The 13,562-nt window shown below is 65.9% G+C and carries 12 protein-coding genes; 9 read left to right on the top strand and 3 right to left on the bottom strand.

Features of this window, described 5'->3' with window-relative positions; translation table 11 throughout:
• Window positions 1–32: 32 nt before the first annotated feature.
• Genes ML401_RS15950 through moaC form a run of 4 tightly spaced genes read left to right on the top strand, consistent with a single transcriptional unit; the run spans window position 33 to window position 4,308 of the window.
• Window positions 33–1,934 (top strand): peptidylprolyl isomerase, encoded by a 1,902-nt coding sequence (locus ML401_RS15950; protein WP_212069123.1) that lies wholly within the window; start codon window positions 33–35, stop codon window positions 1,932–1,934.
• A 14-nt stretch (window positions 1,935–1,948) separates the two neighbouring features.
• On the top strand, window positions 1,949–2,962 hold the full coding sequence (gene trpD / locus ML401_RS15945; protein ID WP_194407929.1) for an anthranilate phosphoribosyltransferase: 1,014 nt from the start codon (window positions 1,949–1,951) through the stop codon (window positions 2,960–2,962).
• A gap of 7 nt (window positions 2,963–2,969) precedes the next feature.
• Window positions 2,970–3,791: an indole-3-glycerol phosphate synthase TrpC gene (trpC, locus tag ML401_RS15940; RefSeq protein ID WP_285812427.1), complete on the top strand. Its 822-nt coding sequence runs from the start codon at window positions 2,970–2,972 to the stop codon at window positions 3,789–3,791.
• Window position 3,792: 1 nt separating this feature from the next.
• A complete protein-coding gene (gene moaC / locus ML401_RS15935) occupies window positions 3,793–4,308 on the top strand; it encodes a cyclic pyranopterin monophosphate synthase MoaC (protein WP_285812426.1) in 516 nt (171 codons plus the stop codon).
• Between the two features lie 14 nt (window positions 4,309–4,322).
• Here the strand turns inward: moaC and ML401_RS15930 are convergent, their stop codons facing one another.
• The gene (locus ML401_RS15930) at window positions 4,323–4,916 is read right to left on the bottom strand and encodes a CGNR zinc finger domain-containing protein (protein WP_285812425.1); all 594 of its coding nucleotides are present in this window, start codon (window positions 4,914–4,916) and stop codon (window positions 4,323–4,325) included.
• Window positions 4,917–5,059: 143 nt separating this feature from the next.
• Between ML401_RS15930 and ML401_RS15925 the strand changes: the two genes are divergently transcribed.
• Genes ML401_RS15925 through ML401_RS15915 form a run of 3 tightly spaced genes read left to right on the top strand, consistent with a single transcriptional unit; the run spans window position 5,060 to window position 7,718 of the window.
• Window positions 5,060–6,154, top strand: coding sequence for an amidase (locus tag ML401_RS15925; protein ID WP_376717365.1), 1,095 nt, complete (start codon window positions 5,060–5,062; stop codon window positions 6,152–6,154).
• A complete protein-coding gene (locus ML401_RS15920) occupies window positions 6,151–6,474 on the top strand; it encodes an amidase family protein (RefSeq protein WP_376717364.1) in 324 nt (107 codons plus the stop codon). Before ML401_RS15925 ends, ML401_RS15920 begins: the two co-directional genes overlap by 4 nt.
• On the top strand, window positions 6,471–7,718 hold the full coding sequence (locus ML401_RS15915; RefSeq protein WP_285812424.1) for an MFS transporter: 1,248 nt from the start codon (window positions 6,471–6,473) through the stop codon (window positions 7,716–7,718). Before ML401_RS15920 ends, ML401_RS15915 begins: the two co-directional genes overlap by 4 nt.
• Here ML401_RS15915 and ML401_RS15910 read toward each other — a convergent pair.
• The gene (locus tag ML401_RS15910) at window positions 7,707–7,871 is read right to left on the bottom strand and encodes a Flp family type IVb pilin (protein WP_194407923.1); all 165 of its coding nucleotides are present in this window, start codon (window positions 7,869–7,871) and stop codon (window positions 7,707–7,709) included. The genes ML401_RS15915 and ML401_RS15910 overlap by 12 nt on opposite strands.
• A gap of 316 nt (window positions 7,872–8,187) precedes the next feature.
• Between ML401_RS15910 and ML401_RS15905 the strand changes: the two genes are divergently transcribed.
• Both ML401_RS15905 and ML401_RS15900 read left to right on the top strand, forming a co-directional pair.
• A complete protein-coding gene (locus ML401_RS15905; protein WP_285812423.1) occupies window positions 8,188–10,908 on the top strand; it encodes an EAL domain-containing protein in 2,721 nt (906 codons plus the stop codon).
• Between the two features lie 309 nt (window positions 10,909–11,217).
• Window positions 11,218–11,973, top strand: coding sequence for an SDR family oxidoreductase (locus tag ML401_RS15900; RefSeq protein ID WP_285812422.1), 756 nt, complete (start codon window positions 11,218–11,220; stop codon window positions 11,971–11,973).
• A gap of 75 nt (window positions 11,974–12,048) precedes the next feature.
• Here ML401_RS15900 and ML401_RS15895 read toward each other — a convergent pair whose 3' ends face one another.
• A complete protein-coding gene (locus ML401_RS15895; RefSeq protein WP_285812421.1) occupies window positions 12,049–13,386 on the bottom strand; it encodes a S41 family peptidase in 1,338 nt (445 codons plus the stop codon).
• Between the last annotated feature and the right edge of the window lie 176 nt (window positions 13,387–13,562).

Genomic DNA, 13,562 nt, shown 5'->3' with positions numbered 1-13,562 from the left:
CGTTCCCCTCCTGCTCAGACAAGTTGGACCAAATGCTTCGAGGAATGCGCAAGGCCTCATCAAACTGGCTCGGCAAGACCATTATGGCCGTGGTGATGGGCGTGTTGATCATCAGTTTCGGCATTTGGGGCATCGCCGACATCTTCAAGGGCTTCGGGCAGTCCACGGTGGCCAAGATCGGCCGCACCGAGATTTCGCTGAACGAGTTCCGCCAGATCTATACCGACCGCCTGCAGCAGATCAGCCGCCAGTTCGGCCGTCCGCTGACGCCGGATCAGGCCCGCGCCTTCGGCCTCGACCGCCAGGTGCTGCAGCAGACCATCGCGGAAGCGGCCCTCGACGAGGAGGCGCGCCGGCTCGGGCTTGGTCAGTCCGATGACCAGATCCGCCAAGTCATCATGAACGACCCCAACTTCAAGGGCGTCGGCGGCAATTTCGATGCGAACCGCTTCCAGGCCATGATCCGCAATTTCGGCTATACCGAGCAGCGCTACGTCGCCGAGCAGCGCAAGGTGTCGCTGCGCCGGCAGATCACCGGCACGATCGGGGCCGGCCTCGAGCCGCCGAAGGCCATGATCGACGCGCTGACGCGCTTCCAGAACGAGCAGCGCGCCATTGAATTCGTCAGGCTCGACGCCGCCCAGGCAGGCCAGATCGACGCGCCCTCGCCCGAGGCGCTCGCGGCCTATTTCGAGGATCACAAGGTCCAGTTCCGCGCGCCCGAATATCGCAAGATCTCCTTCGTGGTGCTCTCGCCGGAAGAAATCGGAAAATGGAGCGAAGTCTCGGACGAGGACGCCAAGAAGGTGTTCGAGCAGCGCAAGGACCGGCTCGGCACGCCGGAGAAGCGCCAGATCCAGCAGATCGTCTTCCCCAACGCAGCTGAAGCGCAGGCCGCCCGGGAGCGCCTTGTGGGCGGCATGTCGTTCGAGGACCTCGGCAAGGAGCGCGGACTGAGCGCCTCCGACGTCGATCTTGGCCTCGTCACCAAATCCTCGCTGGATGCTGTGGTCGGCGAAGCCGCCTTCGCGCTTCCCGCCGGCGAGATCAGCCAGCCGATCCAGGGCGCGCTCGGCACCTCCATCGTCAAGGTCGACAAGATCGAGCCGGGTGCCGAGGCCGACTATGCGAAGCTTGCCGGCGACATCAAGCGCGAGATCGCGACCGAGCGCGCGCGCGTCAAGGTCAACGATCTCCGCGACAAGATGGAAGACGAGCGTGGCGGCGGCGCCAGCGTGATCGACGCAGCGCAGAAGCTCGGCCTCACCGCCGTGACCATCGATGCCGTCGACCGCTCCGGCCGCGCCCCGAACGGCCAGCAGGTCGCCAACATCCCACAGGGCCTCGACGTGGTGTCGCAGGCCTTCAACACCGATGTCGGCGTCGACAACGACTCGATCTCGTTCAAGGGCGGCTATGTCTGGTACGACGTGCTCGCCATCACGCCCTCCCGCGACCGCAATCTCGACGAGGTCCGCGACCAGGTCGAGGCGCGCTGGCGCCAGGACCAGATCGCGACCAAGCTCAAGGCCAAGGCGACCGAGATGGTGCAGAAGCTCGAAGCAGGCGGCAAGCTCGCCGATGAAGCCTCCGCCATCGGCGCCAAGGTCGAGACCGCGACCGGCTTCAAGCGCGACGATACGCCCGCCAGCGTGCCTGCAGCGGTCGTCGCCGCCGCCTTCCGCGCCGCCAAGGATGGCGTCGGACAGACGCCGGTGACCGGCGGCACCGAGGTCATCGTCTTCCGCGTCACCGACATCGTCGATCCCGCGGTCGACGTTGCCTCCGACGCGGTCAAGAAGCTGAAGGAGAGCCTCGACCGCGCCCAGACCGAGGAGCAGGTCGCCTCCTACGTCAACAAGCTTGAAACCGACATCGGGACCACCATTAATCAGGCCGCCTTCGCGCAGGTGACCGGCGCGAACCAGCAGTAAGTTGAAAGCACGCGATGGACGACCTGAAATCGATCATTGGAAAAGTGGCGACCGGCGCCAGCCTGTCGCGTGACGAGGCCGCCTCCGCCTTCGACGCCATGATGAGTGGCGAGGCCACGCCCTCGCAGATGGGCGGCCTGTTGATGGCGCTCAGGGTGCGCGGCGAAACCGTGGACGAGATCACCGGCGCGGTGTCGGCGATGCGCTCCAAGATGCTGACCGTGACGGCACCGCCTGATGCCGTCGACATCGTCGGCACCGGCGGCGACGGCTCCGGCTCGGTCAACGTCTCGACTTGCGCCTCCTTCATCGTGTCAGGGGCCGGCGTGCCCGTGGCCAAGCACGGCAACCGCGCCCTGTCGTCGCGCTCGGGCGCCGCCGACGTGCTGGCTTCGCTCGGCGTCAAGATCGACCTCAGGCCCGATCAGGTCGGCCGCTGCGTGCGCGAATGCGGCATCGGCTTCATGTTCGCTCCCGCCCACCATCCCGCCATGAAGAACGTCGGCCCGACCCGGGTCGAGCTTGCGACGCGCACGATCTTCAATCTGCTCGGCCCTCTCTCCAATCCGGCCGGCGTGAAGCGGCAGATGGTCGGCGTATTCTCCCGGCAATGGGTGCAGCCGCTGGCGCAGGTGCTGAAGAACCTCGGCTCCGAATCCGCCTGGGTGGTGCACGGCTCCGATGGTCTCGACGAGATCACCCTCACCGGACCGACTTTCGTGTCCACGCTGCACAATGGCGAGATCCGGAATTTCGAGGTGACGCCCGAGGACGCCGGCCTGCCGCGTTGCGACGCAGGCGCGCTGAGGGGCGGTGACGCCGATGCCAATGCGATCGCACTGCAAAGCGTGCTCGACGGCAAGCCGAGTGCCTACCGCGACGTCGCCCTGATGAACGCCGCGGCCGCGTTGATCGTCGCCGGCCGCGCCAAGGACCTCAAGGAAGGCGTCGCGATCGGCATGAAGTCGATCGACAGCGGCGCAGCCAACGCGAAGCTGAAGCACCTGATCGCGATCTCGAACGGCTGAGCCTGACATGTCGGACATCCTGACCAAGATCGAAGCCTACAAGCGCGAGGAGATCGCAGCCGCCAAGCGCGCGCAGCCGCTCGCGGCGGTCGAGGCGCAGGCCAAGGCGCAAGGGGCCCCGCGCGGCTTCGTGCGCGCGATCAAGGCCAAGCACGCCCATGGCGACTACGCGCTGATCGCGGAGGTGAAGAAGGCTTCCCCGTCCAAGGGCCTGATCCGCGCGGATTTCGATCCGCCCGCCCTCGCGAAAGCCTATGAGGTCGGCGGCGCGGCCTGTTTGTCGGTGCTGACGGACACGCCCTCGTTCCAGGGCCATCTCGACTTCATGGTGGCGGCGCGCGCGGCAACGTCGCTGCCGGTGCTGCGCAAGGATTTCATGTTCGACACCTACCAGGTGGTCGAGGCCCGCGCGCACGGCGCCGATTGCATCCTGATCATCATGGCGGCGCTCGATGATGCTACCGCCCGGGATCTCGAAGACGCCGCGATGGCCTACGGCATGGACGTGCTGATCGAGATCCACGACCGCGCCGAGCTCGACCGGGCGCTGAGACTTCGTTCGCCGATGATCGGCGTCAACAACCGCAATCTCCGCACCTTCGAAACCACGCTCGCGACCAGCGAGGCCCTCGCGCCGCTGATTCCCGCGGACCGGCTGATGGTCGGCGAAAGCGGCATCTTCACGCCGGCTGATCTCGCCCGGCTCGAGCGCGTCGGCATGTCGACCTTCCTGGTCGGTGAGAGCCTGATGCGGCAGGCCGACGTCACCGCGGCGACGCGCACGCTGCTCGCACGCGAAGGCGCAACGCGCGCCACGGGTACGCGCTGACATGGCGCGCAAAAATATGGCGCGCAAGCCGTCCAAGAAGGCCGTCCCCGCCCTCACCCACATCGGTGCCTCCGGCGAGGCCCGCATGGTCGACGTGTCGGACAAGCCGGCGACCGAGCGGCTCGCGGTCGCGGAAGGCCGCGTCATCATGACCAAGGCGACGCTCGATCTCATCGTGTCAGGCAACGCCAAGAAGGGCGACGTGCTGGGCACCGCCCGCATCGCCGGCATCATGGCCGCCAAACGCACCTCGGAGCTGATCCCGCTCTGCCATCCGCTGGCGCTGTCGAAGGTCATTGTCGACATCGAGCCCGACCCAAAGCTGCCGGGCTGTGTGGTACGCGCTAGCGTCGCAGTGACGGGACCGACCGGCGTCGAGATGGAGGCCCTCACCGCGGTGTCCGTCGCCTGCCTCACCATCTACGACATGATCAAGGCGGTCGAGCGCGGCGTGCGTATCGAAGGCATCCACCTCGTCGAGAAGCTCGGCGGCAAATCCGGCCACTACTGCGCCTGATCGCGCGGTCCGGTCTATTTCGCCTCGCGCTGCCGCTCGCGATAGGCGCGCGTCTTCATCCGGTTGCCGCACAGCGTCGACATGCACCACCGCCGCGTCGACGGTTTCGACCGGTCGAAGAACACCCGGCGGCATTCCTCCGACGCGCACATCTTCAGCCGGTCCAGCGTTCCCACGAGCGCTGCATCATGAAGCTCGATCGCGATGGCCGACAGGCCGGCGAGCGCATCCTCGCGCGCAGCCGACAGCGTTGCGCCGCGGCCTGCGCGCGCCTCCACCCGCAACGGAAACGGCGCAAGCGCGTCATTGAGCGCGCCGAGAACGCTTCTGTTCCGGAGCCGCTCGCTCGGCTCACATTGCAGATAGGCACGCAAAGCGCCCCGCAGCTTTAGCGCAAGCTCGAACATCGCGGGCGTGACGCGACCGCCCTCGGCGCCGAGGCCGCGTTCCCGCATCCAGTCCGCCAGCTCCTTCGGCCCGCCAAGCTCATCGCTCTCCGGATGTTCAACGCCGAAATGCGTGAAGTGACGAACATCGAGCGTGTTGGCGAAGTCGTAGACGTTCGCGAGCTCGTCTGGAACCTGGAATTTGCGTGACTCTTTCGACATCGGAACACACCCGGAAATGGAACACCAGTAAAACAGATTTACCGGTTGACGGCAAGCGACACCGGTATAATGATTATGATGGTGCTTACAGAGTCGCCTGGGGATCGTGTCCCTCTGCGATCTCATCACTGGAGAACCGAGCCGTGACCGACGCCCTGCACTACCTCGAACTCACTGCGCTTGCCGCGCGGCTCAAGGCGCGCGAAATCTCTGCGCTGGAGGTGACGCGCGCGCAACTCGACCGCATCGACGCCATCGACCGCGACCTCGGCAGTTACGTCCACGTGATGGCGGAAACGGCCGTCACGGAAGCGAAAGCCGCGGACGCCGAGATCGCCCAGGGCCGGTATCGAGGCCCGCTGCATGGCGTGCCGATTGCTCTCAAGGATCTGCTCTGGACCAAGGGCACTCCGACGGCCGCGGGCACCACGCTTCATCGCAACTTCCGTCCAGATGAAGACGCAACCGTCGTGCGCCGGCTGAAGGACGCCGGCGCCGTGATCCTCGGCAAGGTGCAACTCACCGAAGGCGCCTATGCCGACCACCATCCGCGGGTGAAGCCGCCGAAGAATCCCTGGAATGCAAGTTACTGGCCGGGTATCTCGTCGAGCGGCTCCGCCGTCGCCACAGCCGCCGGGCTTTGCTACGGCTCGCTCGGCTCCGACACCGGCGGCTCGATCCGCTGGCCCTGCGCCGCCAACGGCTTGACCGGACTGAAGCCGAGCTGGGGTCGCGTCAGCCGCCACGGCGCGTTCGAGCTCGCCGCAACGCTCGACCATATCGGACCGATCGGCCGCAGCGCGGCCGACGCCGGCGCGCTGCTCGGCGCCATCGCCGGACAGGATCCGAACGACCCTACGTCGCTGTTCGATCCAGTGCCCGACTATCTGGCTGCGGCTGCACGGGACGTGCGGGGTTTGCGGATCGGCGTCGATGCCGCCTGGAACAGCGACGACGTCGACGTCACGACACAGCATGTGTTGGCGGACGCCATCGATGCTTTCCGCACGCTTGGCGCCGACATCGTCGATGTCCGATTTCCCGACGTCGTGCAGGCCATCGCCGATTGGACGCCGAATTGTGCGGTGGAAGCTGCGGTCGCGCACGAGGCGACCTATCCTGCCCACCGGGACGAGTATGGTCCGATCCTCGCCTCCGTGATCGAGGCGGGGCGCGCGCTCTCTGCCCTCGACTATCAGAAGATCCTGCGCGCCGGCTGGCGTTTCGCGGCCGGGTGACCGCGCTGTTCGAGATCATCGACCTCCTGCTGACCCCGGTGCAGCCATTCCCGCCACTGACGCTCGCCATGATTCAGACGCTCGGCGAGCAGCCGGACCTGATCGCAAAGCTGCAGCGCTACACCTGCCCGTTCGACATGACCGGCCATCCCACGATCACGCTGCCAGGTGGTGCGTCGGCGGACGGACTGCCGATCGCGTTCCAGCTGGTCGCCGCCCGTCTCGACGAAGCCATGCTCGTGCGTGCCGGCGCCGCGTTCCAGCGGGCGACGTCCTGGCACCGCCGCCGTCCTTCCCTCATTTCGCGGAGGCCGCAATGACCATTCAATCCACGATCACCCGGCAAGGCATTTTCCATGGCTGGTTCGTCGTCGCAGCAGCCTTTACCGTCACGTTCGTCGGCTTCGGCTCCGCCTACACATTCAGCGCGTTTCTGGAGCCGCTCCAGCGCGATTTCGGCGCCTCGCGCGGTTCGATCTCGCTGGTGTTTTCGATTGCGGGCTTCCTGTACTTCGCGCTCGGACTCGTCAGCGGGCCCCTCGCCGACCGGCTCGGTTCGCGTTCGCTGGCCGTCGCCGGCATGATCCTGGTCGCGGTCGGACTTGCGGCCGCGAGCGCTGCACGCTCCCTCGTCGAGGTCTATCTCGCCTATGGGCTCGGCATCGGCCTCGGCGTCGGCTGCGCCTATGTTCCCGCCATCGGCGCGGTACAACGCTGGTTCGTCAGGCGCCGCGGCTTTGCCTCCGGGCTCGCGGTGAGCGGCATCGGGATCGGCACGCTTGCGATGCCGCCGCTCGCCTCATTGCTGATCGCATCGATGGGCTGGCGCGGCGCCTATATAGTGCTGGGCGCGATCGTGCTGGTGCTGGGTGGCGGGATGTCCCTGCTCATAGAGAACGATCCGAAGGACCGTGGCCTCGGACCCGATGGCGATCCGCCCCGCGATGCCGCGGCTGCAAACAACGCCGGCGGCGCATCGGTGCGCGAGGCCGTCCGGTCGACGCGATTCGCCGGCCTCTATGTGTCGTGCCTGGTTTGCTCGTTCGGCGCCTTCATCCCGTTCGTCCATCTCGTGCCTTACGCACGCGACCACGGGGTCGCGGCGTCCTCCGCGGTGCTGCTGCTCTGCGTGATCGGCGCCGGCAGCACCGCGGGCCGCTTCTTTCTCGGCGCGCTGGCCGACCGGATGGGCCGGGACCGCTCGCTGATCATGGTCCTGATCGGAATGGCGTTCGCGATGGTGATCTGGGCGATTGCCGCTGACGTCTGGACCCTCGCCGCCTTTGCCTTCGTCTATGGCGCGTTCTACGGCGGATGGGTCGCGGTGCTGCCCTCTGTGGTCATGGACTATTTCGGCGGACGCAACGTCAGTGAAATCATCGGCATCCTCTACACCAGCGTGGCGTTCGGCACGCTTGTCGGTCCGAGTGCGGCCGGTTTCGCCTACGACGTCAACCACAGCTACGTGTTGCCGATCCTGGTCAGCGCCGCCGCCAACGTCATCGCGGCGCTGGTCGTGGCGGCGATACTGGCGCGCAATGGCCCTCCGCGATCAGCGCAATGAAGCGCTGATGGCGGTGAACTTGGCGTTGAGCTTGGTGCCCAGGCCATTCACGACGGTGATGATCGCAAGCGCGATGCCGGCGGCGATCAGCCCGTATTCGATCGCGGTCGCACCACGCTCGTCGGCGATGAAGCTCTTCACAATGTTCGTCATGATCGCGTCCCTCTCTGTTGTCGGTGGCTGACGTGTTCGCAAATCACGTGCCAATACGCTTTCGAGCCCCGCCAACACGTTAGATGGTTAAGCCTTGGTTGATCGCGGCGCGGCCGGCAGGAAATGACCGGCATTGCGGATGCGGGCGGCAATTCCTGCCCGGTCCTGGCGCCCAGCGCATCGATTGCTTTTATGCGCGGCCGTTCACATCGCATTAACCGCGCTTCCTAACTTCGCCTCCATACCGTTCCCGTAAACCCACGGATGCTTTCGGGGCCAAGAATTGACCCCGACGTGTGCACGGCAATGACCCAGCATGATGACGAGATTCGGCAGTCGCCTCTTTGACCAGGCCTTCGTGCGCAGCGGACCGATCCGCTGGCTGGTGGTGGGCGGCACGCTGCTGATCGCGGCCATCGCCGTAGGCTCCGTCCTGATGGCGCAGAATTTCCGCGAGCGGGCGCTGCGCAATGCGGGCCGCGAGCTGGAAAATACCGTGCTGCTGCTCGCCCATCATTTCGATCAGCAATTGCAGGATTTTGCGGTCATCCAGCGAGACTTCGTCGATCACGCGCGTACGATCGGCATTGCCAGCGTTGCAGACTTCCGCACGCGCCTCTCTGGTCAGGGCGTCCACCAGATGCTGCGTTCGAAGATCGATGCACTGCCCTATATCGGCGGCGTCAACATCATCGATGCCGACGGCAATCTGATCAATTCGTCGACGGCGTGGCCGGTCCCAAAGGTCAACATGGCCGACCGCGCCTATTTTCGCACTTTCAAGTACGACCCCAATTCGCCTGAAGTCCTGATCGAGCCGCTGCACAGCCGCATCTCGGGTGCCTGGACCGTCCTGATCGTGCGCAAGATCGTCGGGCCCAACGGCGAGTTCCTGGGTGTCGTCGGACGCGGCATCGAGCCTGCCAACTTCGAGAAGTTCTTCGCCACCGTCGCGCTCGGCGAAAGCGCGACGATCTCGATGCTGCATCGGGACGGCACGCTGCTCGCCCGTTATCCGCACTCGGGCGAATTGATGGGACGAAACTTCAAGACGGGTTCGTTCGAACAGCAGAGGGTTTTCGGCCTCGATCACTTCGCCGGCCGTTTCACCAGCCCGATCGACGGCGAAGACCGGCTGATCTCCTCGCGCGCACTGCCCCATTTCCCGATCCTGATGATGGCGACCACGACGCGTGCGGCGGCCCTGAGCGACTGGCGCGAGCAGATCGGCATGCTGATCTCGGTCGCCGCCGCCTCCGCGCTCGCCATCGCAGGCGTGCTGATCGCGGTCGTGCGCAAGCTGCTGGAGCAGCATCGCGCCTCGCGCGAGCGGCTGACGCTGGAGAAGCAGCGGCTCGACCGCGCCGTCAACAACATGACGCAGGGCCTCTTGCTGTTCGACGCCGAGCGGCGCCTTGTGGTCTGCAACCAGCGCTACATCGAAATGTACGGATTGTCGGCCGAGATCGTGAAGCCCGGCTGCAGTTTCCACGACATCATCGCCCATCGCAAGGCAACCGGCTCGTTCACGGGCGACGTCGACCGCTATGTCGCGCGCGTGCTGAAGGGCATCCACGCACGCAACTCCATGGTGGTCGACACCTCCGATGGCCGCTCGATCCACATCCTCAACGAGCCGCTCGCGGACGGCGGCTGGGTGGCGACCCATGAGGACATCACTGAGCGCCGCCGCATCGAGGAGCGCATCACCCACCTCGCCCATTACGACGCGCTGACCGATCTGCCCAACCGCACCATGTTCCACGAGCATCTGCGCGAGGAGCTCGCCGCCGTCGGTAACCGCGAAGAGATCGCGGTGCATTACATTGACATCGACGAGTTCAAGGGCGTCAACGACGCGCTCGGCCACCTCGTCGGCGACGAGCTGTTGAAATCGGTTGCCACGAGCCTGCGTCGCTGTGCGGGTCCGGCGGATTTCGTCGCGCGGCTCGGCGGCGATGAATTCGCCATCGTCCAGAGCGCCGTGACGTCGCGTGATCAGGTCGATGAGCTGGTCGCGCGCGTATTCGCGGCCATCCGCGCGCCGTTCGACTGCATGGGGCATCATCTCACCACCGACGCCAGCATCGGCATCGCACTCGCGCCGGAGCACGGCACGGCGCTCGACCAGATCCTCAAGAACGCGGACATGGCGATGTACGCCGCCAAGTCGGCCGGACGCCGTACCTATCGCTTCTTCGAGCCGGAGATGGATGCCAAGGTGCGCGAGCGCCGCCAGCTCGAGAGCGACCTTCGCCATGCCATCGCCGAAGGGGGTCTCGAAGTCTACTACCAGCCCTGCCTCAGCCTGAAGGATGATCGCATCACCGGCTGCGAGGCCCTGGTGCGCTGGCGCCATCCCGAGCGCGGCATGGTCTCGCCGGCGGAATTCATCCCGATCGCCGAAGACACAGGCCTGATCAACGAGATCGGCGAATGGGTGCTGGCGACTGCCTGCCGGGACGCTGCGAACTGGCCCGACGACATCCGCCTCGCGGTCAACGTCTCCCCGGTGCAATTCAAGAGCGGCACGCTGGCGCTGAAGATCATGGCGGCGCTCGCTGCTTCGAACCTGCCGGCAAGCCGGCTGGAGCTCGAGATCACCGAGGCGGTGCTGATCCGCGACGACGATGCCGCACTCACGATCCTGCACCAGCTCCGTGCCATCGGCGTGCGCATCGCGCTCGACGATTTCGGCACCGGCTACTCCTCGCTGAGCTATCTGCACCGCTTCCCGTTCGACAAGATCAAGATCGACCGCTGCTTCGTCGACGACATCGCCGGTCCCGACGGCTCCGCCAGCATCGTCCAGGCCGTCGTCAATCTGGCGGCGGCGCGCCGCATGACCACCACGGCCGAGGGCGTCGAGACCGAGGAGCAGCAGCGCCTGCTGCGTGCGCTCGGTTGCTCGGAAATGCAGGGCTATCTGTTCAGCGCCGCCAAGCCCGCCGACAAGGTGCTGGAGCTGTTCGCGCTGCATCGCAGCCGGCTTGCGCAGCGCGAAGGCAACGGCGGCCGCCGCCGCGAGGCGGGTTAGAATTCGTCCGTCTCGTCAGGCTTGACGGTGACGACCGGCCAAAGTATTTCCCGACATGCAGCTGCCGAGACGGCGCTGCCGTAGGCGTTACCGTCATCCAACGCGTCCTTTGTCGAGAGGATCCCAGCAGGGAGTTCTCGATTCACGAGACGCCACGGTCATGCCTTCACTTTTCCTGTCAGCGGATGTTCACCCGTTCAAGACGCTTAGGCAGGCGCGCACGCGCCGTGCTGCCGGCCGTCTTGCCGGATCGCTCGCCATGAGGATTTGCGGGATTGCCGTGGCCTTTCTCAATCGAAAGGCGACCCCATGAAGATGACTGGCAATACGATCCTCGTCACCGGCGGCACCAGCGGCATCGGCCGCGCGCTGGCCGAGGCTTTTCACGATCGCGGCAATCGCGTCATCGTCACCGGCCGGCGGCCGGCCCTGCTCGAGCAGATCGCGGCCGAGCGGCCTGGCGTGATCGGCCTGTCGCTCGACCTCGACGATCCCGCATCGCTGTCGCGCTTGTTGGCCGATATTCAGGCAGGCTTTCCCGGGCTCAACGTTCTGATCGCCAATGCCGGCATCTCGCGGCCGGAGGACCTTGCGGCGGAAGGCTGGGATGCCTCGGATGCGGAGGCCATCGTCGAGACCAACATTCTCGGCGTGCTGCGCGCGACGGCGGCGTTCCTACCGATCCTGAAGAGGCAACCGGACGCGACGATCATCGCGACCAGCTCGAACCTCGCCTTCGTGCCGCGTGCCGATTTCCCGACCTACTGCGCCAGCAAGGCGTTCCTGCACTCCTGGCTGCAGTCGCTGCGGCACCAGCTCCGCAGGATTCCCGTCGAGGTGCTGGAGCTCGCGCCGCCTTATGTGCAGACCGAGCTGACCGGGGCGCAGCAGGCCAGCGACGCCCGCGCCATGCCGCTGGCCGCTTACATCGCGGAGGTCATGCAATTGCTGGAGCTCCGGCTTCACCCGCGCGACGAGGTGCTGGTGGAGCGTGACCGCGCCCGCCGCTGGGCCGAGCGCGACGGCCGCTACGAGGCGACCTTTGCAGCCATGAATCCAAGCTGAGGCGACGTTCCAGACGAATTCGCCCGGAAGCGGCTATCCGCTTCCGGGCGATCCGTAGACCGGGAGTCGCAGAATTTAGTTCGGCACCGCGCCTTTCGAGGCAGGCTTGGCCGCAACCGCGTTCGCGGTGACGCCGTGCAGGAAGTCGTAAGCCGCATGCAAGGCCTTGTCGTCTTCCTCCTTGGGCGGGACGTAGGACTGTGACCCCGTCTGCTCGCCACCCTCGCCCGCCGACAGATGCCCGCGCATCTGGGACTCCGCCATGGTGTCCATGCGGCCCTTCAGCTCCGGCGGCACGTCCTGCAGGATCTCGATGTCGGGAGCGATGCCCTGGGCCTGGATCGAGCGGCCCGACGGCGTGTAGTAGCGCGCCGTGGTCAGCGCCAGTGCGCCATTGCCGGCGCCGAGCGGAATGATCGTCTGCACCGACCCCTTGCCGAACGAGCGCGTGCCGATGATCGTCGCGCGCTTGTGGTCGTGCAGCGCGCCGGCGACGATCTCCGAGGCCGAGGCCGAGCCGCCATTGACGAGCACCACCAGCGGCTTGCCCTTGGTGAGATCGCCGCCACGCGCGGTGAAGCGCTGGGTCTCCTCCGGGTTGCGGCCGCGGGTCGAAACGACCTCGCCGCGCTGCAGGAAGGCGCTCGACACCGACACGGCCTGGTCGAGCAGACCGCCCGGATTGTTGCGCAGGTCCACCACGTAGCCGACGAGCTTCTCCTGCGCGACGTCCTTGGTGATCGAGGCGATCGCCTTCTTCAGGCCGTCGGTGGTCTGCTCGTTGAACGAGGTGATGCGGACATAGCCGATGTCGCCGTTCTCGACATGGAAGCGCACCGGGCGCACATGAATGATCTCGCGCTTGATCGCGACGTCGAGCGGAGCGTCGGCGCCCTTGCGCACGATGGTGAGCTTGGTCTGGGTATCGACCGGGCCCTTCATCTTGTTGACCGCCTGCTCGAGCGTCATGCCCTGCACGGCCTCGCCGTCGATCTTGCTGATGAGGTCGCCGGACATCAGGCCGGCCTTCGAGGCGGGGGTATCGTCGATCGGCGAGACGACCTTGACGAGGCCGTCCTCCATCGTGACCTCGATGCCGAGGCCGCCGAACTCGCCGGAGGTGGTCTCCTGCATCTCGGTCCAGGCCTTCGCGTTCATGTAGCGCGAATGCGGATCGAGCGAGGTCACCATGCCGGTGATCGCGCCTTCAACCAGCTTGGCATTGTCCGGCTTCTCGACATAGCTAGCCTTCACGCGCTCGAACACTTCGCCGAACAGGTTGAGCTGGGAATAGGCATCATTCGCGTTCGCTGCCGCCCGCGCCGCCCATACGCCGCCGTGCGGGCTGGCTACCAGAAGGGTGAGACACGCTCCGGTGAGCGTGCCCAGAGGGAACAGCAGGGATTTCCGCATGGATGGGCTGGCCTTTTCGCTGGGCGGTTCGCTTTAAGCTTGTCTCTCGAGACTTGTCTTTCAACACTCGTCCTTCAAGACTTGTCTTTCGGGACTTGGAAGGCGCCATGCAATTGGCGATCCAGTCTGCTTCTCACAATACCATTCTGGTTTCTTCAAGGCCGGGATGCCGCGCC

It is taken from the genome of Bradyrhizobium sp. 62B (assembly GCF_030272265.2).
GTDB lineage: Bacteria > Pseudomonadota > Alphaproteobacteria > Rhizobiales > Xanthobacteraceae > Bradyrhizobium.
The sequence above is the reverse complement of the archived record's forward strand: the minus strand, read 5'-3'. Positions and strand labels throughout refer to the sequence as shown.